A 22,115-nucleotide genomic window follows, 5' to 3' on the forward strand; every position below is an offset into this window, starting at 1 on the left:
GACATGCTGGACCGCGCCAGGCGTTTCTCGATCAAGCAAATCGCAGCTCAGGCGGGCGTCAGCAAAGCCACGGTCGATCGGGTGTTGCATGAGCGCGGCAGCGTGCATTACCAGACCAACCGGCGTATCCAGCAGGCCCTCGAAGAACTCGAGGCACAGGAAAAGTCAGGCCCCGCCGTTGGCCGGACCTTGCACATCGACATCATCCTGCACACACCCAAGCGCTTCAGCGACGCGGTGCAGGAAGCCATCCACGCACAACTGGGCAATCTGGCGCCGTTCCGCATCTTTCCGCGCTATCACCTGTATCAGGAAATCGACACTCAGCAGATGCACGACCTGATCGTGCGCTGCATCGGCAAAGGCAGTCAGGGCCTGATCCTCAAGGCTGCCGATGAGCCGCCGATCAACGAGGCGGTCAACCAGGTCACGGCCGCAGGCATCCCGGTGGTCACACTGGTGTCGGACCTGCCCCAGAGTGAACGCATCGGCTACATCGGCATGGACAACCGCACGGCCGGGCAGACGGCGGCCTATCTGATGTCGCGCTGGCTGGACACCGGCCCGCAGGATGTCGCGGTAGTGATCAGCAGCGAACTGTTTCGCGGCGAAGAAGAGCGCGAGATGGGCTTTCGCACCTGGTTGCGCAGTCGTGCGCCGCATCTGCGCGTGGTCGACGTCAGTGGTGGCTTCGGTGTCTATCAACCGACCCTCGCGCGGATGACTCAGGCGTTGCATGACCACCCGTCGATCAAGGCGGTCTACAGCGTCGGAGGCGGCAACCGGGCAATCGTCGACGCCTTTCAGGCGCTGGAGCGTCCACTGGCGGTGTTCATCGGTCACGACCTCGATCAGGAAAACCGTCAGTTGCTGGCCGAGGAGAAAATCGCGGCCGTCATCGATCACAACCTGCAGGTCGATGCACGACAGGCATTCCTGCACCTCCTGCAATTTCATCGTTTATGCACAGTCGATCCGATCACCTCCTCCCAGGTGCAGATCGTGACACCGTTCAATCTGGCGCACTGACAGGCGTCGCCTTCCAGACCGATCTACCCGATAACAACAATCCCAGGAGATCCACCCATGTTACGCATTGCAGTTCTCGGCGCAGGCCGCATCGCCAACATCCACGCCGCCAACGTGGCGGCCAATCCGAACGTGCAACTGTCGGTGATCGCCGACCCCTGGCGCGAAGGCGTTGACGCGCTGGCGGCCAGGCTGGGCTGCGCGGCGGCGTATGACTGCGCCGAGGCCATCGCCCGGGACGATGTCGACGCGGTGGTGATCGGCACCCACACCGACACGCACATCGACTACATGCTGCGGGCGGTCAAGCTGGGCAAGCCGGTGCTGTGCGAAAAGCCGATCGATCTGGACTTCGGCAAGGCTGCACAGGCGGTCGAAGAAGTCGAGCGCCTCAACGGCAACGTCATGCTGGGCTTCAATCGGCGCTTCGACCCCGACACCCTGCAAATGCGCAAGGCCATTGCCGCTGGCGAGATCGGCGAGGTGCGTCAGGTGATCATCACCAGTCGCGACCCTGGACTGGCGTCGCTGGACAACCTCAAGCACTCCGGCGGTATTTTCCGCGACATGACCATTCACGACTTCGACACCGCCCGCACGCTGCTGGGGGAAGAGCCGGTCGAGGTGATCGCCATCGCCAGTCGTCTGGTGGACCCCGATCTGGCGCAGCTGGACGACTGGGACAGCGTGATGGTGCTGCTGCGCACTGCGTCGGGCAAGCAATGCCACATCAATTGCTGCCGCGAGGCCGTCTACGGTTACGACCAGCGCCTGGAGGTGTTCGGTTCCAAGGGCATGATCCTCAACGACAACCATCGCCCCAGCAGTGTTCGCACTTACAGCGCCGGCCAGACCGAAGTGCGCGAGCCGTTGCTGAACTTCTTCCTCGAACGTTATGCCGATTCGTATCGCATCGAACTCAACCAGTTCATCGACGCCGTGCGCGCGCACCAGCCGTTGCCGACCACCGCGCGGGATGGCCTGAAAGCCCTGCATCTGGCCAACTGCGCACTGGAATCGATCAGGACCGGACGAGCGGTCAAGGTCGAGCTTTGATCACAATCACCCACCCACAGTGCAGCACCCGGCCCTGACGGAGGCTGCACGCGGTTACTTGAAATCCCGGCTGCGCACATCAAGACCGGTGAGCAGCGGAGTCAGGTCGAACATCCGTTGCGCAATGATGTGGCGCACACCCTTCTGGTATTCGAACTTGCCGAATACCTGCAGCAGTTGCGACCCCACAAGAACCTTGCGCTGGCGTTCAGCCAGGTCGCGCCAGACCACCACGTTGATCATCCCATGCTCGTCTTCCAGCGTGACGAACGTGACGCCGCTGGCGGTGCCCGGCCGCTGGCGGCCCACCACAAGCCCGGCGACGCTGAAATTGCGGCCATGCTCTTCAGTCAACAGGTCCTTCGAACTGCGAAAGCGTCTGGCTGACAACTTATTGCGCAACAGCGCCATCGGATGCGGACCCAGCGTGGTGCCGAGGGTGTCGTAATCGGCCACCAGATCCTGGGCCACGCTGGGCAGAGGTAAAACGACCTGCGCTTCTTCGCCGAAGCAGTCATCGCCGAATAACGGACGCTGCACCTCGACGCCGGCTATTTCCCAACGCGCGCGGTGGCGATGACCGACCAGACCGCGCAATGCCCCGGAGTCCGCCAGTGAGGCACGTGCGCGGTTATCCAGATCGGCGCGTACGCACAAATCGGTGACGTCCTTGAATGCACGTTGCTGGCGGGCCTGCTCGACACGCCGGGCGTCTTCCTCGCGAAAACCACGAATCATGCGCATGCCCATGCGGATCGCCAGGTTGCGGGTGTAATCGGGATGTTCGACCGGCTCCAGTGAACAGTCCCAGTCGCTGTAACGCACATCCACCGGACGCACTTCAATGTAATGACGTCGGGCGTCCTGCAGCAGTTGATCCGGACTATAGAAACCCATCGGCCAGCTGTTGATCAGGGCGCAGGTAAACGCCGCCGGTTCGTGGCATTTGAGCCAGCAACTGGCGTAGGTCAGCAAGGCGAAACTGGCGGCGTGGGACTCGGGAAAACCGTAGCTGCCGAAGCCTTTGATCTGTTCGAAAATGCGATGAATGAATTCGTCGGGATAGCCCTTTTCCTTCATCCGTTCACTGAGCCGGACCCGGTGCGGCTCGAGCCCGCCATGGCGTTTCCAGGCGGCCATTGAGCGGCGCAGTTGATCGGCTTCGCCCGGCGAATAATCGGCGGCAACAATCGCCAGCTGCATGACCTGTTCCTGAAACAGCGGCACGCCGAGGGTTCGCTTGAACACCTCTTCGAGCGCTTCGGAGGGATACGTCACCGCCTCCTCGCCATTTCTGCGACGCAGATACGGATGCACCATATCGCCCTGAATCGGGCCCGGCCGGACGATCGCCACTTCAATGACCAGATCGTAGAAGGTCTTGGGCTTCAGGCGCGGCAGCATCGACATCTGTGCCCGCGATTCGATCTGGAACACGCCGACGGTGTCGGCACGGCTGATCATCTCGTAGGTCGGCCGGTCTTCGGCGGGAAGCGTGGCAATGGTCCAGCGTTTATGCCGATGCAGTTCAACCAGATCAAAGGTGCGGCGCAGCGCGCTCAACATGCCCAGCGCCAGAATGTCGACCTTGAGCAGGCCCACCAGATCCAGATCGTCCTTGTCCCACTGGATGATGGTTCGGTCGGCCATGGCCGCGTTTTCCACCGGCACCAGGGTTTCCAGCGGGTGCTCGGAAATCACGAACCCGCCGGGGTGTTGCGACAAGTGGCGGGGAAATCCGATCAGTTCGCCGGTCAGCGCCATGACCCTGCGCAACACCGGGCTGTCGGGTTCGAAGCCGCATTCGCGCAGGCGCTCGACAGGCGGCATGCTGTCGCTCCAGCGGCTGAAGCAGTCGGCCAACGCGTTGATCTGGTCCGGTGGCAAGCCCAGCACCCGCGCCACATCCCGGACCGCTCCGGCACCGTGGTAAGTGCTGGCCACCGCAGTCAGCGCCGCCCTGCCCCGGCCGTATCGGCGAAACACATATTGCAGGACTTCTTCACGGCGTTCGTGCTCGAAATCCACGTCGATGTCGGGTGGCTCGTTACGCTCCTCGGAAATGAAGCGCTCGAACAGCAGATTGCCTTTGGCCGGGTCGAGCTCGGTGATGCCCAGCACGAAACACACCGTCGAGTTGGCTGCAGAACCCCGGCCCTGGCACAGAATGCTCTGCTCGCGGGCAAAGTTGACGATGTCGTGGACGGTGAGGAAGTAGCTTTCGTACTTCATCGTCGCAATGATCTTCAGCTCTTTCTCGATATTCTGCCGCGCCACCTCCGGAACGCCGTCAGGCCAACGCCAGCGGGCACCGGCTTCGGTCAGTTTTCGCAACCAGCTCGTGGGCGTGAACCCGGCAGGCACCAGTTCATGGGGATACTCATAGCGCAATTGGCCAAGATCGAAGGTGCAACGTCGGGCAATGACCAGCGTTTCGGCCAGCAACTGCGCGGGATACAGTTCGGCCAGCGTCGCGCGCGGGCGCAAATGCCGCTCGCCATTGGCGAACAGTCGATGCCCGGCCTCCGCGACAAGGGTGTGATGTCGGATGGCAGTCATGGTGTCCTGCAGAGCGCGTCGGCCACGAGCATGCATATGCACATCGCCACTGGCCACCGGCGGTATGCCCAGCGAACGTGCCAATGCCAATAACGTGTTCAGTCGCAGGTGATCATCCGGCCCACGGTGCAGCTGAACGCTCAGCCAGAGATCGTGGTGAAAAATACCGCGCAGCCATTCGCCGTGTTCCCGGCGCACCTCGGCAGGCTGATCCAGGTCCGCCACCCATAACGCGAGCAAGCCTTGTACGGGCTGCAATAAATCTTCGCGCAGCAGGCGGTATTCGCCTTTCTTGCTGCGCCGCCGACCTTGAGTGATCAGGCGACACAACGCCTGATAACCCTGCAGGTTCTCCACCAGCAACACCACTTTAGGCCCGTTCTCGAGGGTGATCTCGCTGCCGATGATCAGCGGCAGCTCGGCGTCACGGGCAGCCTGCCAGGCACGCACGATGCCCGCCAGCGTGCATTCATCAGTGATCGCCAGCGCCTGATAACCGTGCTGTTTTGCCCGCTCGAACAGTTCCTTGGCGCTGGATGCGCCGCGCTGGAAGCTGAAATTCGACAGGCAATGCAGCTCGGCGTATTCGCAGCTCATGCAAACCAGCCATGCAGCACCAGGCCGCTGTCATCGCCCACCTTGCGGTAGGCCCAGCCGCGCTGTCCGTTGCGGGTTTCGACGAGAAAATAATCACGGCGCACATCGCCGCCGTCCCACCAGCCGGATTCAATCCGTTCGGGCCCTGCCAGCACACGCACGCCAGATTCGACCAGCGTTTCCGGCTCACGCAGCAGCCACCCCGGACGCGGCACATTGTGGGTGATTTTCGCCGGTTTGCCCGGGCTGACTGGCGACCAGGCACACTCCGGGCGATGGTCGGCCTGAAACCCGAGACCGCCTACGGCATCGTCTCCCAACCGGGCGCGCAGTCGCTCGCGTAATTGCTCCCAGGGCATGCTTTGCTGTGGGCGGTCGTCGAACAGCTCGCGGTGGGACGGCACAAATGCCGGCAAGTCCCTGGCCTGCAATCTCAAGGCACGAACCGGCGAAGGGACTTCCACCTGTTCCAGACGCCCACGGGCCAGCTCGAAGAGCATGTTGGCTTCACGTTCGGCGCTGAGCAATCCAACGGGTATCAAGGTGTCCGGCGCCACGCTGCCCACACTGGGCACGTGCTCCAGATGGATGACGAAACGCTGCACGCCGCTGTCCCGCCCGGCCAGGAACAGCGCCAGATCGGCGATCATCCGCTTGAGCGGAAACAGCAGCGCCTGATGGGATTCAACGTCGAAATTGAGCTCGATGCGGGTGTCGAAATGGTCGGGCGGCACGTAGCACTCAAGGGCCATGGGCCTGCGCCCGAACAAGGTGTCCAGGTGTTGCAGCACAGTCGCCGGAAAGCGCCGAGCCAGGGTGTCGCGGGGCAAGGCCTGCACCTGTCTGACCCTGTGCAGGCCCATGCGCGCCAGTGCCGACGCCACCTCCTGCGGCAGGCCGATCCGGTTGACCGGCATCTGATCGAGCACCTGCTGCAGACTGTCGTGGTCATTCACCGCCAGACCGTCGTGGGCGTTGGCGAGCATGCGCGCCGCCAGCGGATTGGGCGCCGCAACAATGCGATGACTGAACCCCAGCCCGGTCAGTTCCTGTCGCAGGCGCGCTTCGAACACAGGCCAGGGGCCAAACAGGCCGAAGCTGGATTCAACCTCCATCAGCAGCACTCGCGGGTACTTCAGGCTGACATGGGAACTGAAGCGATAGGCCCAGGCTGCCAACAGCCGTTGCCAGCGCTCAGTTTCATCCGGATCGTAATCGACGGTGTCGAACTCGCGGGTCATGGCATGGGCTGCCGTCAGCGACTGACCAGGACGCAACCCCAGTTCACGGGCGGCAGGATTGACAGTCTGCAGAACACGGCGCTGGGCGCTGCCGCTGATCAATGCCAGAGGACGTTCAGGGTCGGCGCGACGACGCATGACGCCGTCCAGCGCCAGTTGCGGCAGCAGGACACAAGCCCAGAGCATGGGAACCTCAGGCGTCGGTGGTAAAAGGAATGGGTGATGAAGGCGCCAGCCCGCCACGGCATTTGAGCACCCGTAACTGGTGGGGTCGCATGTCGATGGCGATGCGCAAGGCGGCCGGAGACGGATTGGCGGCCGCTTGCTGTTCCCGACAAGCGAAGGCCAGGGTTTCCCCGGTTTCGGCGGCCACTTGCAGCCGTCTCAAGGCGCGGTCATCAACTTTGTTCGGCCAGCACAACACCGCACCGCAACTGCCTGAGCGCAGACATTGCTCGACCGCCCATAAGGCATCACGCTCGCTGGCCTCGATCACCGACAACTGCCGCAGATCGATGCCCGCCGCCTGCCAGGCCTGCGCGTAAGGCACGTAAGGCGGTGCGATCAGCACGATGCGCTCGCCACTGTCGGCCAGCCGCGCCAGGGTCGGCCATAACAGGCGCAATTCGCCGCAGCCGTCGGCCGGGATCAACACTTCGGTGAGGGCCGCCGGGGGCCATCCGCCCATCGGCAAAGCGGCATCGAGCAAGGCGTGCCCGGTGGGCTGGGCGGCGACCGGCTGAACCTCCGGACGGCCTTTCCAGACTCGACGCTCGTCCAGCAGCGCGTCGAGGCTGACCACTGCGCCCATCATTCTCGGCGCACCAGCCCGCAGAACACGCCTTCGATGGCGAAATCCTGATCGGGCCCGACAATGATCGGCTGATAGGCCGGGTTGCGTGGCAACAGCCGAAGCTGGTCGTTGCCGCGCTCCAGACGCTTGATGGTGACTTCGCCATCGAGCCGTGCCACGACGATCTGCCCGTCTCGGGCATCGGCACTTTGCAGGATGCCGACCAGATCGCCGTCGAATATGCCGTCCTCGATCATCGAGTCGCCCGTGACCCGCAACAGGTAATCGGGGACGCGCATGAATGTGCGGCTGTCCAGGGTGAAGGTGTCGTGGTGATCGATGTCCGGACCGATGGGCGCACCTGCCGCCACACGGCCCAGCACGGGAATTTCCAGCATGTCCGGACGCCGCGTGGCTTCAACCAGGCGAATACCGCGAGCCTGATTGGCCGTGACCTCGATGAGGCCGGCTTCAGTGAGCGCCACAATGTGTTTGCGCGCCACACTGCGCGACGCGAAACCGAAGGCTTCGCTTATTTCTGCCAGGCTGGGTGGCTGGCCATGCTGGGCGATGCGATCGCGAATGAACGTCAGGATAGCAGCGCGTCGGGGAGTCAGAGTCGTCATGGAGTACATTTGTACTCTTTTTGCCGAACACTGAACAGCGCCTTTTATCCGCTGATGACATTTCCCACATCAGAGAACGCGAACATCAGGCGATTGGCCGACGTGAACAGCCATCGTCACGTCAGCCACTCACGCTGGTCAGTGGCCGAACAGCGCCTGAATCTGCGGGTACGTCAGGTTGCTCTGGGTAACGGGCTCCGAAAGGCCCTGCTCGAGGAACCCCCGGGCCAGAATTTCAGCTTGCCCCCACAAGGTCTGGGCGACGCTGGACCCGGCGCTCAAGCGGTGCACGCCCAGCTTCGCCAGGCCTTCGGCATCAGGCAGGCCTGGCCGCGCCAACAGGTTGATCGGCAGGTCAACGCCCTGCACCACGGCCTCGATCTGCCCGACATCCACCAGCGCGGCGACGAACAGCCCGTCCGCGCCCGCCTGCCGGTACAGGTTGCCGCGCTTCAGCGTTTCCTCGACGCGTAGCCCTTCGTCGACCAGGCTGGCGAGGTAAACGTCGGTGCGGGCATTGATGAATACGTCCAGGCCGCTGTTCGCCGCCATGGTTTTGATCGCCTCAATCTTGCGCGCCAACAGGTGCGGCGCATCGGGCCCGTCTTCCAGATTGATGCCCACGGCGCCTGCATCGAGGATGCGCTTGACGTTCTGCGCGACGGTGTGCGGATCGTCGGAGTAGCCGTTTTCAATGTCCACCGACAGCGGCACCTTGATCAGCTTGGCAATACTGGCCACCACGCTGACCGCCACGTCCATCGGCAACTCCCGCCCGTCGGCATAGCCCTGAGCCCAGGCGACACCGGCGCTGGTGGTGGCGATGGCCTTGGCGCCGACGCTTTCGAACAGCCTGGCGCTGCCCGCATCCCAGGCATTGGGCAGGCGCAGGACGGTGGGCTGGTGGTGCAGATCGCGAAACGTTTGGGCAGAAGCAGGCATGTTTCATCTCCTTGGGGTGACACTCAATGAGGGCGGAGCAGCATCTTGCGCTCCCGCCGGACGTGGCCAGCGCTGAGTCTAGAACAGCGATCCCTGCAGCGACGGGAGCGCTTGCGCTTGCGTGTACGACGCTGGCAGGCGGTGCCCCTCCAACGTCAGCAACCACTGCTTGGCGCTGAGTCCGCCGGCGAACCCGGTCAACGCACCGGAGCTGCCAATCACGCGGTGGCACGGCGCGACGATGGAGATCGGATTGCGCCCATTGGCCGCGCCCACGGCACGCACCGCCGCCGGATTGCCGACCTGGACAGCGATCTCGCGATAGCTGCGGGTCTCACCGAAGGGAATGGTCAGCAACGCCTGCCAGACTTTCTTCTGGAAGTCGGTGCCGTGAAAGTCCAGGGCCAGTTCGAACTGATTGCGGGTCCCGGCGAAATACTCGGCAAGCTGCGCCTGTGCGCGCTGAATGATCTCGCTGCCACGGTCCTCGGCCATCTCACCCAGAAGTACACGGTTTGCGCGCTCATGTTCCCAGAGAATGGCCGCCAGGCACTCGCCCTTGGCGACCAGCTTCAGCCGACCGACCGGGGAATCGACAAAACGGTAGGTAAAGGTCATCAGGGTCACTCCTTATCTACAGTCGTACGCTGCGAACGGCGGCGCAGCGGGGTGTGTCCATACTATCGGTCGACGCGTGTGCGGCGGGCCATCCAGTTCTTGCGATCGAATGCCGAATCAGCCGCCTTTGGCCTTGCCGGCGACATCCGCGGCCGAATTCCAGATGTGCATCGCCGCGTAGGCGCGCCACGGTTTCCAGGCCTCTGCACGGACTTTGTGCAGCGCCAGCCGCGTCAGGCTCGGGTCCTGCAAGGTCATGAGATTCATCAACACCAGATCCGAGGCCGGCCACGCGTCCGGGTCGCGCCAGGCGCGCATCGCTACATATTCGACGGTCCACGGGCCGATGCCTGACAGCGCCAGCAACTGGCGCCTGCGCTCATCGACATGGCCCGCGCGCGCATCGAGGACGAGCTCGCCACTGGCAACCGACGCCGCCAGACGCTGCAAAGTGTCAACGCGCTTGCCAGGCATGCCGATCTTGTCCAGGTTCGCGCGCGCCAATGCATCTGGCGTCGGGAAACGCCAGGCCAGTGGTTCGCTGGCGCTTTCGCCAATCTGAACCCCGGCCCGCTGCACCAGCCTGCCGACGATCGTCGTCGCGCCTTTGACGCTGACCTGCTGGCCGACGATGGTGCGCACCACCAGCTCGAAACCTGAAAACGCCCCCGGCACCCGCAGCCCCGGGCGTGCCTGTACCAACGACGCCAGCCAAGGGTCGCTCGCCAGACTGGGGTCGATGACGTGAGGGTCCGCGTAGAGATCGAACATGTGCGAAACCGGCACGACCAGTTCATCGATATGGCGGCTGACTTCGCCGTGAACGGTGACAATCAGGTGATCCGTGTGCGGCGCCAGCGCCACCGACAACGTGCCTGCACTGCCGTTGAACTCGATGTTGCGCAGGTACACGCCATCGATCACTGCCTCGACGCCGGCCGTCACCCGGGCAGCGAAGAAGTCGAGCATGCGCTGCCAGTCAAAAGGCCGCTTGAACGGCAGTTGACGGGTGGCCTGAAGGTGATCGGTCTGCAGCATGTCGAAGGGGCCGGAAATAAAACGTCAGCAGGAAGCTAACGCAATCTGCACGCGGATACAAAACCTCGGCGCACCGTAGCTCACGTCGGGCAGCCGATTGCCCCGTCATTCAGGTTCTGCTTGTGGTTCTCGTAGTGCAGCGTGGCCTTGCCGTTGTCCCACTTGAGCGTCAGCACCAGCACCGAATCGAAGTCATCGCCAATCCACTCGTCGACCAGCTTGAGGTCCTTGCCCGAGGCTTCTTGCGCGACCTTGTTGATCAATTCGGGCAGATAGCCATGGGACCAGGCCGTGTAGATCGTGGCGTTGTGGTATTTGTCGCGCATCAATTCGTCGGCCAGGTCGCCGGTGTCGTTGGCGGCGTAGTCGATGTTGACCGGCAGGCCCAGTTTGATCGCGCTCGGGCCGACGGTCATCAGCGGGCGCAAATAGCTGTAGGAATGATCGCCCTCACCTTCTTCGACATGACGACTGGGGTTGGCAGCAAAGATGAAATCGGCCTTGCCGAAGGTCTCGGGCAATACAGTGGACAGGTCGATGGCGCGATTCAGGCCTTGGCAGTTCAATTGCCCCAGGCCCATGTCGGGCTTCTCAGCGTGCCGCAGAAACACCAGCGTTTGCGTGCCGCTCTTGGGCTCGGCGTGGACACCTTTGCCGGCGGCGAACCAGAAAATAGCAGTGCAGACGATGAGTACGGGCGGCAGAAGCCAGGTTAGACGCTGAAATGCGCGTGAGATGGCAAGTGAATCGGAAATGCTCATAAAGGCCCGGTGCTGTTCATGCGTGAGGGGCGCGAGGCCCTGTTCAACGTCCCTGTCGCATCTTCTGCGCCTCAAGCGTCACGAGGCTTCATGTCCCTATAAAGAATGACCATGAGAGGAGAAAATGCTTGAGAGGTTGCACGCAAACGTCTGATTTACCGGATTATTCGCCGAACGGTCGACTGCATCGCCTCAAGCAGCGTCGGCCTGAGGGGTATATCGGCTGCAGATTATGGCGCTGATCACCACGGCAAGACCTGCCAGGCTGTAAACCCAGACCGGCGATGCGATCGGCAAGACCACGCCCGCCAGCAACGGACCGACCCCGGCGCCGACGTCGCGCCAGACCGCATTGCCCGCCAGCGCCTGAACACGCCCGGTGCCGGGGTTACGTTCGGCGACCAGGGTGGTCACCAGAGGCAGCTGCAACGCCCGCAGAATCAGCACGCCGCCTGCGCCGATGATCAGCCAGTGCAGGCCGAACGCGGTCAGCGCCACGGCCGTCGCTGCGGAAAACACCACCAGCATGCGCACCGCGCCGAAGCTGTCAGCGGCACGCCCACCGAGCGGGCTCAAGAGCATCTCCGAGACATACCGCAGCGCCAGCAACACCCCGGCGATCACCACCGCGTTACCTCCCAGCACATGCTGCGCCTGTAGCGACAGGCCGAAAATGAACAGCCCGTCCAGCGCGACGCCTTCGATGAATGACCACATGGCCACGCTGTCCGGCCGCTTGAACCGACGCCCGCTGCGACTCGGCATCGCGTGAGGCGCTGCGGGCAGGCCCCGGGCCAGCCACAGCCCCACTAACGAACACAGCGCCAGAATCAGAAAAATCAGCCGCGGCCCGAAGTACAGGCTGATCAGTGCGCCGATCGGCAACGCCAGCATCGGCCCGACCGCGATGATCGCGCGGGATCGCCCGGAGCGGCGCGCCGCCCCGCCCGCCTCTGAAGTGGCCAGCGCCTGGGTGGAAAGATTGAGCGCGGCGTAACTCAGGCCCCACCCCAGCCGCAGCACCAACAGCATCCAGAACCCGGTGATGAACGAGTTGCCCAGCGCGCAGATGACGGACACCAGCGCCGCCAGCGTCAACGCCGCCCTGTCGCCCCGTTCGGCATAAAAACGCACGACATAGCCGTAGCCGAAAATCCGCACCAGCCGATTGGCTGCCAGCAGCACCCCGGCCTGGGCCAGGCTGACGCCGAACGCATCGGCGTTCATCGGCAACAGCAGGTACAGCAGCACATCGCTGGGCAGGCACAAACCGAGAATGGTGGCGGAACGTCGGGAGGCAAGATCGGCATTACGGGCAGCGTCGGCAGGCATGCGCGGAAAGGTCCTGTAACAAATTTGTAGCAGGAGCATGACCACCGGCGAGGCGTCTGACAACCGCATCAGCGCATTTTTTCTAGCGGAAATCCTGACAGCGACCCCGCGCAGCGACCTCCTAAAGGGCATCACCCAGCAAAGTGTTTCTCCAGCAACAGCACCTCAGCAAATTGCCACTCATTCAACTGCTCCGAAACCTCCGGCAGCAGTAAAGGGTGCGATCTACGCGAGCAGTTGCATGGCACAAAGCCTGCAATATTCCATTTATGCAGGCTGACTCGTGCTGACTGCTGATTTCGACATAAGCAGCCACGCGCAGCTTCCGCCCTCCGAATGGATATGAACATGACCGTTTTTTCCCGCATTCCCACCGCGTTGAAGCTTTTGGCCGGTGCCTTGGCCCTGACCCTGCATCCGCTGACCCAGGCGGCAGAAGCTCCGCCAGCCGAGCTTCACCTCGATTACGCCTATTACTCCCCTGTCAGCCTCGTGCTCAAACATTTTGGCTGGCTGGAGAAGGCGCTGCCCGAAACGAAAGTCACGTGGGTTTTCAGTCAGGGCAGCAACCGTTCGCTGGAATACCTGAACAGCGGCGGCGCCGATTTCGGCTCTTCAGCCAGTCTTTCCGCCGTGCTGGCGCGCGCCAACGGCAGCCCGATCAAATCGGTTTACGTCTACAGCCGCGCCGAATGGACCGCGCTGGTGGTGCGCAAGGACTCGACGCTGCAGACCGTAGCGGACCTCAAGGGCAAGAAGATCGCCGCTACCAAAGGCACCGACCCTTACCTGTTCACCCTACGCGCCTTGCAACAGGCCAGGCTCAGCAAAGACGATGTCGAACTGCTTCACCTGCAACACCCGGACGGGCGGATCGCGCTTGAAAAAGGCGACGTCGATGCCTGGGCCGGCCTCGATCCGCACATGGCCGCCAGCGAAATCCAGGCCGGTTCGCGCCTGCTCTATCGCAACAAGGACTTCAACAGTTACGGCGTCGTCAGCGTGACTGAGCGCTATGCCAAGGAGCATCCGCAAGCGATCAAGACGGTCATTGGCGCGTACGAGAAAGCCCGTGAATGGGCGCTGAAAAATCCGGAAGAATTTGCTCAACTGCTGGCAACGGAATCGGGTCTGCCGCTGGATGTCGCCAAATTGCAGTTGTCTCGCACCGACCTGAGCAGCCCGCAGCTGACCGACAAGGACGTTGCCGCGTCCAAGGCCGCGGCGCCGATTCTGGTGTCCGAGGAGCTGGTGCGCAAAGGTACTCATGTCGATGAGGTCATCGATCAGTTGATTGATCCAGCGTTTGGCAAAGCCGTCATCGGCAAGCCATGAACAGCGCCCGGTCAGCCACCCTGAAATCCGACGCGGCGACCACTGCCGAACGGCCCGTGCGGGCAGCCACCGGCCGCTGGCGCAGCCGCCTCAAAGGCCTCGCCGTGCCTGTCGCGATCCTGCTGTTACTGGAAGTCGTGGTCCGGATTGGCTGGGTCCAGTCCTACCAGATGCCGGCGCCCAGCGAGATTGCCTCGACCCTCGCCGATTTGGCCGACGGCGCACTGTGGAAGCACATCGGCGCGAGTCTCGTTCGGGTGCTGTCCGGCTTTGCGATCGGCGCCGGCCTGGCGCTGGTGTTCGCAGCGTGGGTGGGCCTGAGCCGCGAGGCGGAAGCCTATCTGGAACCAACGTTCGCCGGGCTGCGCTCGATCCCCAGCCTGGCCTGGGTGCCACTGTTGCTGTTGTGGCTGGGCATCGGCGAAACCTCGAAGATCGTGCTGATCGCCATCGGCGCGTTTTTCCCGGTCTATCTCAACGGCGTGGCGGCCATTCGCGGGATTGATCGCAAGCTGGTTGAAGTCGGCAGGATGTACCGCTTCAGTCGCCGCCAGATGATCCTGCATCTGTTTCTGCCCGCCGCCCTGCCCGGCCTGCTCACCGGGTTGCGTTCAGGCCTGAGCCTGGCCTGGATGTTTCTGGTGGCCGCTGAACTGATTGCCGCCACCAAAGGCCTGGGTTATCTGCTCAGCGACGGGCGCGAAACCTCGCGGCCAGACATCGTGCTCGCGGCCATCATTGTCCTGGCATTGCTCGGCAAACTGACCGATGGCGTGCTGGCAATGCTGGAAAAACGCCTGCTGTCGTGGCGCGACACCTTTAAAGGCAATAACTGATCCGGCCGAACCTGAAGGCGTGAGCATGCTTACGCCTTCAGGCGCCCGCCGGCGTGGCCATTCCCTGTCACAGCCGCCTGAAGCCCCTCACCTTTTATCCGATGCCGAGTTGACGACCGGTTCGCTTTGGTGTTTCCTGAAACCGGTTTCAAAGCATTACCTGCTTTGCGTAAAAGCCTGCTGATAAATCCAATAAGGGTCAGGCCATGAACACGACTTCCGTCCCGACGCGCGCCCGCGTCACCATGAACGACGTTGCCGATCTGGCAGGCGTCTCCAAAGCCAGCGTCTCGCGATTCATCGGCGAAGACCGGCAACTGCTCTCCGAAGCCATCGCGCAACGGATCGAGCAGGCCATCGAAACCCTCGGCTATCGCCCCAACCAGATGGCGCGTGGACTCAAACGTGGCCGCACGCGTCTGATCGGCATGCTCGTGGCCGATATCCGCAACCCCTATTCCGTGGCCGTCATGCATGGCGTCGAAACCGCCTGCCGCAAACACGGCTACAGCCTGGTGGTGTGCAACACCGATCGCGATGACGAGCAGGAGCGCCTTCATCTGGCGGCTCTGCGTTCGTACAACATCGAAGGCCTGATCGTGAACACCTTGGGCCATCATCTTGACGAACTTCTTGAGTTGCACAGCGAACTGCCGATGGTGCTGGTGGACCGTAAAGTCGATCAGTTGCAGAGCGATCTGGTCGGGCTGGACAACATTGCAACCGTCAAACAGGCCCTCAATCACCTGCACGCAGCCGGCTATCGCGACATTCTGATGATCACTGAGCCGCAGGACGGCACCAGCTCCCGGATCGAGCGAGTCGACGCGTTCAATGCCCAGATTGCCCTGCGCCCCGACATGCACGGGCAGGTCCGGGAAACCGGCGCGCAGCTGCGCGATCAATTGCAGGCCTTTCTTGCCGCCACGGGCGCTGGCCCGAAGGCGCTGTTCACCAGCAACGGCGTCGCGACGTTGAGCAGCACGCGCCTGCTCCATGACCTTGGCTGCCATCTGTTCGACGACATTGGCCTGATCGCCCTCGATGAGCTGGACTGGTATCCGCTGGTCGGCAGCGGCATCACTTCCCTCGCGCAACCAACCCACGACATGGGCGTGACAGCCTTCGAATGCCTGCTCAATCGCCTGCGCGGCGATCAGGAGCCGGTACGCAGTTACGATTTCCCCGCAGAGCTGATTGTGCGTGGCTCCACGCGACGACGACCCTGACCCGTCTTGTATCTCGGCTACCGCGGGTCAGTGACCTGCAGCCCGTGGCGAACTTTTCTCGATTTCGCCCGTTCGAATAAAAATGAAACCGGTTTCAGAGGACAATAACAATGAGTCGATTCCCCGTTGCCATCAGCCTGGGCGCCTTCGGTGCAGACCTTGTGCGCGAGCGTGGTCAGGCCAGCTTCATCCCGCTGCTGGTGGAAGCCGGTGTCACGCGCATCGAATTGCGCGAAGAGCTCTTCACTGCCGAACTCAGCCAGCAAGACTTTCCGGCGCTGGCCCAGGCCATTCAGGCTCAAGGGCTGGAGTGCCTGTATTCCGCGCCCCTGGAGTTGTGGCTGGAAGGTCAGACCCTGCCAAACCCGCAGCTCGAACCGACCCTGCGCAGGGCCAGCACCTGTGGCGCCGCGTGGTTGAAAGTGTCGCTGGGTCACTTCGACGGCGACAAAGACTTCGCTGCTCTCGCCGATTGCCTGAGCCGTCATGACGTTCAATTGCTGGTGGAAAACGATCAGACGCCACAGGGCGGGCGCATCGAGCCGTTCAGTGCTTTCTTCGCGCAGGTCAAGGCGCTGCAACTGCCTATCGGCATGACGTTCGATATCGGCAACTGGCTGTGGCAAGGACAATCCAATCGCAGCGCCGCGGAACAACTCGGGCCGTACGTTGAATACGTACACTGCAAGGCGGTGTCGCGCAACGCCTCGGGCAAACTGGTCGCGGTACCGCCCCGTCAGACCGATCTGCACCTGTGGGAGCAATTGCTCAAGCACATGCCTGTCGGCCTACCCCGCGCCATCGAATACCCGTTGCAAGGCGACGACCTGCTGCAGATAACCCGCGAACAGGTGGCTTACCTTGCCCGCCTCGGCCAGCGCCATTCGCCAGCATCCACGGAGGCGCTGAGCCATGTCTGATCTCGATATCCTCTCGTTCGGCGAAACCATGACCATGCTGGTGGCCGAGCAGACCGGCGATCTGGCGCAGGTGCGTCATTTCGAAAAGCGCATCGCCGGCGCTGACAGCAACGTTGCCATCGGCTTGTCGCGGCTGGGTTTCAACGTGGCCTGGCTGAGCCGGGTCGGCGACGATTCCATGGGCCGTTTCGTCATCGACAGCCTGCAGAGAGAAGGCGTGGACTGTGCCCACGTCGCTGTCGACCCGGCACACCCCACCGGCTTTCAGTTCAAGTCGCTGGAGCTCGAAGGCGCCGATCCCGTGGTGGAGTACTTCCGTCGCGGCTCGGCGGCCAGTCACCTCTCGGTCGACGACATCGTTGCCCCGCTGCTCAAGGCGCGTCACCTGCACGCCACCGGCATCCCGGCCGCGCTGTCCGACAGCTGCCGCGCATTGTCCCGCGAACTGATGACGCAGATGCGCAACGCCGGACGCAGCGTGTCGTTCGACCCCAACCTGCGGCCATCGCTGTGGTCCAGTCAGGCGACGATGATTCGTGAGGTCAACCACCTCGCCAGCCTCGCCGACTGGGTGCTGCCTGGCCTGGCGGAAGGCGAATTGCTGACCGGGTTCGACACGCCTGCCGACATCGCCCGCTTCTACCTGGACATGGGCGTCGAAGCCGTCGTGATCAAGCTGGGTGCCAAGGGCGCTTACTACCGCACCCAGCTCACCGAAGCCTTCGTGCCGGGCGTGCCGGTGGCCAATGTCGTGGACACCGTAGGGGCTGGCGACGGCTTTGCAGTCGGGGTGATCAGCGCGCTGCTGGAAAACCTCGGCTTCGAGCAAGCCACCGCCCGCGGCAACTGGATCGGCAGCCAGGCCGTACAGAGCCGCGGCGACATGGAAGGCCTGCCAACCCGCGCGGCGCTGCAAGCGGCAGAGCTCAAGGCATCGCCGCGAAAGCAGATCGCCTGACCGACTTTCATCAACCTGTGTGCACACGTTGTTCTCCATCACCTGCTGCGACAAAAAAAACATGCTCAGGGAGCGCGAAATGGAAAAGCTACTCGAAACCGTGAAACACGCCGGCCTCAAACGTCGCTGGCTGCTGATCATGCCGATCGTCTTCATCACCTACAGCCTGGCGTACCTTGACCGCGCCAACTACGGCTTTGCCGCAGCGTCGGGCATGGCCGAAGACCTGCACATCACCCCCGGCATGTCGTCGCTGCTGGGCGCGCTGTTCTTCCTCGGCTACTTCTTCTTTCAGGTGCCCGGCGCCATCTACGCGCAAAAGAAAAGCGTGAAGAAGCTCATTTTCGTCAGCCTGATCCTGTGGGGCGCTCTGGCCACCCTGACCGGTATCGTCTCCAATGCCTACATGCTGATCGGCATTCGCTTCATGCTGGGTGTGGTGGAAGCCGCCGTGATGCCGGCGATGCTGGTGTACCTCTGCTACTGGTTCACCAAGGCCGAACGCTCGCGCGCCAACACTGTGCTGATTCTCGGCAACCCGGTGACGATGCTGTGGATGTCGGTGGTGTCAGGGTATCTGGTGGCCCATTTCAGCTGGCGCTGGATGTTCATCGTCGAAGGCCTGCCAGCGGTGATCTGGGCATTCATCTGGTGGCGTCTGGTGGACGAACGCCCGGCGCAGGCCAAGTGGCTGACCGCTGAGGAGAAAACCGAACTGCAGACTCGCCTCGACGCCGAGCAGGTGGGCATCAAGCCGGTGAAAAACTACGCCGAAGCGTTCCGTTCGCCTCGGGTTCTGTTGCTGGCCGCGCAGTACTTCTGCTGGAGCATCGGCGTGTACGGCTTCGTCCTGTGGCTGCCGACCATCATCAAGAAAGGCATGCAGATGGACATGGTCGAAGCCGGCTGGCTGTCGGCACTGCCGTATCTGGCGGCCGTGATCGGCATGGTCATCGTGTCCTGGGCGTCGGACAAACTGCAGAAACGCAAACTGTTCGTCTGGCCGCCGCTGCTGTTGGCCGCCGTTGCGTTTTACGCCTCGTATGCGCTGGGCACCGAGCATTTCTGGTGGTCCTACTCGCTGCTGGTGATCGCCGGCGCCTGCATGTACGCGCCTTACGGGCCGTTTTTCGCCATCGTGCCGGAGATCCTGCCCGCCAACGTGGCCGGTGGTGCCATGGCCTTGATCAACAGCCTGGGCGCGCTGGGGTCTTTCGCAGGTTCGTACCTGGTCGGCTACCTCAACGGCGCGACCGGCACATTGAGCGCGTCTTATCTATTCATGAGCGGCTCGCTGCTGGTGTCAGTGCTGTTGACCCTGATGCTCAAGCCAGACAACACAGCAAAGCCGCTGCGCGATGAGCCCGAGGTTCGTCGCACACCCGCCCACCCTTGATTCGGGAAAGAGTTGAATGAGCAAGCACGTGGTTCTCTACAAGAAACTGTCGCCGGCGCTGATGCAGCGCTTGCAGGCCCACGCCGACGTCACGCTGATCGAAGACGTGAAGTCGGACGAGGGCATGGCGCGACTGCGCGACGCCCTGCCCCACGCCGACGGCCTGCTGGGCGCCAGCCTGAAACTGGACGCCGAATTGCTGGATCGCGCCGTGAAGCTGAAAGCCGTGTCCAGTGTCTCGGTGGGCGTCGATAACTACGACATTGACGATCTGACCCGTCGCGGCATCCTGCTGACCAACACGCCGGATGTGCTGACGCAGACCACCGCCGACACTGGTTTCGCGTTGATCATGGCCACCGCGCGGCGGGTTGTAGAGCTGGCAAGCATGGTCCGTGACGGTCGCTGGACGCAGAACATCGGGCCTGAGCATTTCGGCACCGATGTTCACGGCAAGACGCTGGGCATCGTTGGCATGGGCCGAATCGGTGAAGCCGTGGCGCAACGCGGCCATTTCGGTTTTGGCATGCCGGTGCTGTACCACAGCCACTCGCCCAAGCCAGACGTTGAAGCCCGTTTCGATGCGCAGTACCGCAGCCTGGAAGACCTGTTGCGCGAGTCGGACTTCGTCTGCCTGACCGTGCCGTTGACGGCGCAGACCGAACGCCTGATCGGGGCCGAGCAATTGGCGCTGATGCGTCCGCAAGCGATCCTGATCAACATTGCCCGGGGCAAAGTCGTCGATGAGCAGGCGCTGATCGCGGCGCTGCAGAACAGGCAGATCCGCGCAGCAGGCCTGGATGTCTTCGAACGCGAACCGATCCAGACCGATTCGCCGCTGCTGCAACTGGATAACGTCGTGGCGACCCCGCACATGGGCTCGGCCACTGACGAAACCCGTGAAGCCATGGCCCGCTGTGCCGTGGACAACATGATCAGCGCGTTGTCCGGGGACAAACCGCAGGATCTGGTCAACCCTTCGGCCTGGAACCCTCGCTGACCGACTGGCCCGACACATGCCCGCGATGACGACCCGTCCAATGCCTCGATGCATCAGACATCCTCGGCATTCGCGGGCACGCCTGCGTTCCGCGTGCAGCCCCGCTGGCTGACCCTCTTAAATCACAAACCGCGACACCATCGCCTTCAAGTCCACCGCCAGACGCGACAGTTCATGACTGGCTGCGCTGGTCTGGTTGGCACCGGCGGCCGTCTGGGCAGCCAGGTCGCGAATGTTCACCAGATTGCGATCCACTTCCCGCGACACTTGCGCCTGCTCTTCCGAAGCGCTGGCGATCACCAGGTTGCGTTCGTTGATCTGCGAAATGGCTTCGGTGATCAACTCCAGTGCGTCGCCCGCCGAATTGGCCAGGTTCAGCGTGCTGCGAGTGCTGTCAGTGTTGCGCGACATCGACTGAACGGCATCGCCGGTGCGAGTCTGTATGCCCGCCACCATCTGTTCGATTTCAGTGGTCGATTGCGCGGTACGGTGCGCCAGCGCACGCACTTCGTCAGCCACCACCGCGAACCCGCGCCCGGCCTCACCTGCCCGGGCCGCCTCGATCGCGGCGTTCAGGGCCAGCAAGTTGGTCTGCTCGGCTATAGAGCGGATCACGTCAAGCACCTTGCCGATGTCACGTCCCTGCTCCGCCAGGCCTTCCACCAGACCGGTCGTGGCCTGGATCTGCTGGGTCATCTCCTGGATCGACCTGACCGTTTCCACCACCCGATCCCGGCCCTGACGCGCCGTCTGGTTGGATTGCTGCGACGCTTCGGAGGTCGATACGGCGTTACGCGCCACTTCTTCCACCGCAGCGGTCATCTCGTTGACCGCCGTGGCCGCCTGTTCGATTTCGTTGTTCTGCTGCTGCAATCCGCGGGACGACTCTTCGGTGACCGCGCTGAGCTCTTCGGCAGCCGAAGCCAGTTGGGTCGAGGAGCCGGAGATCAGCTCGATGGTCTTGCGCAGGTTCTGCTGCATCGTCGCCAGCGACTTCAACAGGTGCGCAGCTTCGTCCTTGCCGTCCACTTCGATGGGCCGGGTCAGGTCGCCACCGGCAATCTCTTCGGCCGCACGAACCGCTCTGGCCAGCGGGCTGACGATACTTCGGGTCAACAACCAGGCAAGGATGACCGTGAGTACAACGGCAACTACCGACACGGCAACAATACCGACATTGGCACTGTCATATTGCTGTTTGGAAGCAACTGCCGCATCACTGGCGCCCTGTTTATTGATGGCGATCAACTGGTTGATCTGAACACCCATGAGGTCGGTGGCCTCTTTCATTCGCGTGTTGATCAAGTTGCGCATTTCTTCGGTTTTTTCCTGGCGCGAGAGTTCCAGTACTTGAGCCTGCACTTCGAGGAACGTCGTAAGTGTGGCGTCAAATTGTCGATACACCGAAAGTTCTTCGCCCTCTGCCGGCAGCGCTGCATAGTTCTTTTTTGCGTCTTGTAACTTGCCGATCAATTCAGCGATGCGCCCCTCTGTTTCGCGCAACGAGGCCGGCTCACGGTTGACCAGCGTGCGGAACGACGTGATGCGCAAGCGCAGGCTGTTTTCCAGCATGGTGCCCAGATAACTCACACTGGGAAGCTGATTGGTCTCCATGTCGGTGGTCGCCTCTCGAATCAGCGCCATCCGGTTGATCGAGAAAAAGCCCAGTCCGATCACCAGTACCGCGATGAAGGCGAACCCCAGAAATGCGCGAGGCGCAATGTTCATGTTTCTTATCGACATGGAATATCTCTCTAAAAGATCCGGCTGAGTGCATCCATGCGTGAATCAAACACCAGAAACTTTATTCGTCTCTTCGGTAGATGACGGCTGCAATCGAAACGCGATG

The 22,115-nt window shown here is 62.5% G+C and carries 20 protein-coding genes and 1 pseudogene; 10 read left to right on the plus strand and 11 right to left on the minus strand.

Features of this window, described 5'->3' with window-relative positions; translation table 11 throughout:
- Positions 1-3: 3 nt before the first annotated feature.
- Complete coding sequence (locus BMZ10_RS05010) at positions 4-1,029, plus strand: LacI family DNA-binding transcriptional regulator (protein ID WP_093458916.1); 1,026 nt, start codon at positions 4-6, stop codon at positions 1,027-1,029.
- Positions 1,030-1,086: 57 nt separating this feature from the next.
- Positions 1,087-2,085 carry an inositol 2-dehydrogenase gene (iolG, locus tag BMZ10_RS05015; RefSeq protein WP_093458917.1) on the plus strand — a complete coding sequence of 333 codons (999 nt, stop codon included), beginning with the start codon at positions 1,087-1,089 and terminating at the stop codon, positions 2,083-2,085.
- A gap of 54 nt (positions 2,086-2,139) precedes the next feature.
- On the opposite strand, the gene BMZ10_RS05020 is transcribed toward iolG, so the two are convergent.
- From BMZ10_RS05020 to BMZ10_RS05060, 9 genes are all read right to left on the minus strand, one after another.
- The gene (locus tag BMZ10_RS05020) at positions 2,140-5,241 is read right to left on the minus strand and encodes an error-prone DNA polymerase (RefSeq protein WP_093458918.1); all 3,102 of its coding nucleotides are present in this window, start codon (positions 5,239-5,241) and stop codon (positions 2,140-2,142) included.
- A complete protein-coding gene (locus tag BMZ10_RS05025; RefSeq protein ID WP_093458919.1) occupies positions 5,238-6,668 on the minus strand; it encodes a Y-family DNA polymerase in 1,431 nt (476 codons plus the stop codon). Before BMZ10_RS05025 ends, BMZ10_RS05020 begins: the two co-directional genes overlap by 4 nt.
- 7 nt (positions 6,669-6,675) lie before the next feature.
- Positions 6,676-7,293, minus strand: coding sequence for a translesion DNA synthesis-associated protein ImuA (gene imuA, locus BMZ10_RS05030; RefSeq protein ID WP_177182078.1), 618 nt, complete (start codon positions 7,291-7,293; stop codon positions 6,676-6,678).
- Positions 7,293-7,910 (minus strand): transcriptional repressor LexA, encoded by a 618-nt coding sequence (lexA, locus tag BMZ10_RS05035; protein ID WP_093458921.1) that lies wholly within the window; start codon positions 7,908-7,910, stop codon positions 7,293-7,295. The genes imuA and lexA overlap by 1 nt, the downstream gene beginning before the upstream one ends.
- Positions 7,911-8,039: 129 nt before the next feature.
- Positions 8,040-8,843: an isocitrate lyase/PEP mutase family protein gene (locus tag BMZ10_RS05040; RefSeq protein WP_093458922.1), complete on the minus strand. Its 804-nt coding sequence runs from the start codon at positions 8,841-8,843 to the stop codon at positions 8,040-8,042.
- A gap of 78 nt (positions 8,844-8,921) precedes the next feature.
- Positions 8,922-9,461 (minus strand): methylated-DNA--[protein]-cysteine S-methyltransferase, encoded by a 540-nt coding sequence (locus BMZ10_RS05045; protein ID WP_093458923.1) that lies wholly within the window; start codon positions 9,459-9,461, stop codon positions 8,922-8,924.
- A 117-nt stretch (positions 9,462-9,578) separates the two neighbouring features.
- A complete protein-coding gene (locus tag BMZ10_RS05050; RefSeq protein WP_093458924.1) occupies positions 9,579-10,499 on the minus strand; it encodes a DNA-3-methyladenine glycosylase family protein in 921 nt (306 codons plus the stop codon).
- 80 nt (positions 10,500-10,579) lie between these two features.
- The gene (locus BMZ10_RS05055) at positions 10,580-11,260 is read right to left on the minus strand and encodes a hypothetical protein (protein ID WP_093458925.1); all 681 of its coding nucleotides are present in this window, start codon (positions 11,258-11,260) and stop codon (positions 10,580-10,582) included.
- A gap of 192 nt (positions 11,261-11,452) precedes the next feature.
- The gene (locus BMZ10_RS05060) at positions 11,453-12,592 is read right to left on the minus strand and encodes an MFS transporter (protein ID WP_093458926.1); all 1,140 of its coding nucleotides are present in this window, start codon (positions 12,590-12,592) and stop codon (positions 11,453-11,455) included.
- A 37-nt stretch (positions 12,593-12,629) separates the two neighbouring features.
- On the opposite strand from BMZ10_RS05060, the gene BMZ10_RS27365 reads away from it, so the two are divergent.
- The 8 genes from BMZ10_RS27365 to BMZ10_RS05095 all read left to right on the plus strand — a co-directional run bounded on the left by BMZ10_RS27365 (position 12,630) and on the right by BMZ10_RS05095 (position 20,266).
- Positions 12,630-12,872 (plus strand): hypothetical protein, encoded by a 243-nt coding sequence (locus BMZ10_RS27365; protein ID WP_143070254.1) that lies wholly within the window; start codon positions 12,630-12,632, stop codon positions 12,870-12,872.
- 68 nt (positions 12,873-12,940) lie between these two features.
- Positions 12,941-13,927 carry an aliphatic sulfonate ABC transporter substrate-binding protein gene (locus BMZ10_RS05065; protein WP_093458927.1) on the plus strand — a complete coding sequence of 329 codons (987 nt, stop codon included), beginning with the start codon at positions 12,941-12,943 and terminating at the stop codon, positions 13,925-13,927.
- Positions 13,924-14,763 (plus strand): ABC transporter permease, encoded by an 840-nt coding sequence (locus BMZ10_RS05070; protein ID WP_093458928.1) that lies wholly within the window; start codon positions 13,924-13,926, stop codon positions 14,761-14,763. The genes BMZ10_RS05065 and BMZ10_RS05070 overlap by 4 nt, the downstream gene beginning before the upstream one ends.
- Positions 14,764-14,969: 206 nt before the next feature.
- Positions 14,970-15,992: a LacI family DNA-binding transcriptional regulator gene (locus tag BMZ10_RS05075; RefSeq protein ID WP_093458929.1), complete on the plus strand. Its 1,023-nt coding sequence runs from the start codon at positions 14,970-14,972 to the stop codon at positions 15,990-15,992.
- A 110-nt stretch (positions 15,993-16,102) separates the two neighbouring features.
- Positions 16,103-16,912 carry a sugar phosphate isomerase/epimerase family protein gene (locus BMZ10_RS05080; protein WP_093458930.1) on the plus strand — a complete coding sequence of 270 codons (810 nt, stop codon included), beginning with the start codon at positions 16,103-16,105 and terminating at the stop codon, positions 16,910-16,912.
- On the plus strand, positions 16,905-17,870 hold the full coding sequence (locus BMZ10_RS05085; protein WP_093458931.1) for a sugar kinase: 966 nt from the start codon (positions 16,905-16,907) through the stop codon (positions 17,868-17,870). Before BMZ10_RS05080 ends, BMZ10_RS05085 begins: the two co-directional genes overlap by 8 nt.
- Positions 17,871-17,949: 79 nt before the next feature.
- Positions 17,950-19,266 (plus strand): MFS transporter, encoded by a 1,317-nt coding sequence (locus tag BMZ10_RS05090; protein ID WP_093458932.1) that lies wholly within the window; start codon positions 17,950-17,952, stop codon positions 19,264-19,266.
- A 16-nt stretch (positions 19,267-19,282) separates the two neighbouring features.
- The gene (locus tag BMZ10_RS05095) at positions 19,283-20,266 is read left to right on the plus strand and encodes a 2-hydroxyacid dehydrogenase (RefSeq protein WP_093458933.1); all 984 of its coding nucleotides are present in this window, start codon (positions 19,283-19,285) and stop codon (positions 20,264-20,266) included.
- Between the two features lie 117 nt (positions 20,267-20,383).
- On the opposite strand, the gene BMZ10_RS28185 is transcribed toward BMZ10_RS05095, so the two are convergent.
- Together BMZ10_RS28185 and BMZ10_RS28190 are read right to left on the minus strand one after the other, a co-directional pair.
- On the minus strand, positions 20,384-21,247 hold the full coding sequence (locus BMZ10_RS28185; protein WP_371265944.1) for a methyl-accepting chemotaxis protein: 864 nt from the start codon (positions 21,245-21,247) through the stop codon (positions 20,384-20,386).
- Positions 21,242-22,009 (minus strand): annotated as a pseudogene (locus BMZ10_RS28190) (MCP four helix bundle domain-containing protein); the annotation flags it as partial. The gene BMZ10_RS28185 and the pseudogene BMZ10_RS28190, both read right to left, overlap by 6 nt.
- Positions 22,010-22,115: the final 106 nt, after the last annotated feature.

Origin of the sequence: Pseudomonas sp. NFR16 (assembly GCF_900108875.1) — a bacterium.
GTDB lineage: Bacteria > Pseudomonadota > Gammaproteobacteria > Pseudomonadales > Pseudomonadaceae > Aquipseudomonas.

Bases quoted from the DNA above. Each gene is read 5' to 3' on its own strand.
- BMZ10_RS05075 (WP_093458929.1), top strand. From the start codon at position 14,970: ATGAACACGACTTCCGTCCCGACGCGCGCCCGCGTCACCATGAACGAC.
- lexA (WP_093458921.1), bottom strand. From the start codon at position 7,910: ATGTACTCCATGACGACTCTGACTCCCCGACGCGCTGCTATCCTGACG.
- BMZ10_RS28185 (WP_371265944.1), bottom strand. From the start codon at position 21,247: ATGCAGCAGAACCTGCGCAAGACCATCGAGCTGATCTCCGGCTCCTCG.
- BMZ10_RS05055 (WP_093458925.1), bottom strand. From the start codon at position 11,260: ATGAGCATTTCCGATTCACTTGCCATCTCACGCGCATTTCAGCGTCTA.
- BMZ10_RS05085 (WP_093458931.1), top strand. From the start codon at position 16,905: ATGTCTGATCTCGATATCCTCTCGTTCGGCGAAACCATGACCATGCTG.
- imuA (WP_177182078.1), bottom strand. From the start codon at position 7,293: ATGGGCGCAGTGGTCAGCCTCGACGCGCTGCTGGACGAGCGTCGAGTC.
- BMZ10_RS05080 (WP_093458930.1), top strand. From the start codon at position 16,103: ATGAGTCGATTCCCCGTTGCCATCAGCCTGGGCGCCTTCGGTGCAGAC.
- BMZ10_RS05065 (WP_093458927.1), top strand. From the start codon at position 12,941: ATGACCGTTTTTTCCCGCATTCCCACCGCGTTGAAGCTTTTGGCCGGT.
- BMZ10_RS05050 (WP_093458924.1), bottom strand. From the start codon at position 10,499: ATGCTGCAGACCGATCACCTTCAGGCCACCCGTCAACTGCCGTTCAAG.
- BMZ10_RS05025 (WP_093458919.1), bottom strand. From the start codon at position 6,668: ATGCTCTGGGCTTGTGTCCTGCTGCCGCAACTGGCGCTGGACGGCGTC.
- BMZ10_RS27365 (WP_143070254.1), top strand. From the start codon at position 12,630: ATGACCACCGGCGAGGCGTCTGACAACCGCATCAGCGCATTTTTTCTA.
- BMZ10_RS05045 (WP_093458923.1), bottom strand. From the start codon at position 9,461: ATGACCTTTACCTACCGTTTTGTCGATTCCCCGGTCGGTCGGCTGAAG.
- BMZ10_RS05010 (WP_093458916.1), top strand. From the start codon at position 4: ATGCTGGACCGCGCCAGGCGTTTCTCGATCAAGCAAATCGCAGCTCAG.
- BMZ10_RS05070 (WP_093458928.1), top strand. From the start codon at position 13,924: ATGAACAGCGCCCGGTCAGCCACCCTGAAATCCGACGCGGCGACCACT.
- iolG (WP_093458917.1), top strand. From the start codon at position 1,087: ATGTTACGCATTGCAGTTCTCGGCGCAGGCCGCATCGCCAACATCCAC.
- BMZ10_RS05020 (WP_093458918.1), bottom strand. From the start codon at position 5,241: ATGAGCTGCGAATACGCCGAGCTGCATTGCCTGTCGAATTTCAGCTTC.
- BMZ10_RS05060 (WP_093458926.1), bottom strand. From the start codon at position 12,592: ATGCCTGCCGACGCTGCCCGTAATGCCGATCTTGCCTCCCGACGTTCC.
- BMZ10_RS05040 (WP_093458922.1), bottom strand. From the start codon at position 8,843: ATGCCTGCTTCTGCCCAAACGTTTCGCGATCTGCACCACCAGCCCACC.
- BMZ10_RS05095 (WP_093458933.1), top strand. From the start codon at position 19,283: ATGAGCAAGCACGTGGTTCTCTACAAGAAACTGTCGCCGGCGCTGATG.
- BMZ10_RS05090 (WP_093458932.1), top strand. From the start codon at position 17,950: ATGGAAAAGCTACTCGAAACCGTGAAACACGCCGGCCTCAAACGTCGC.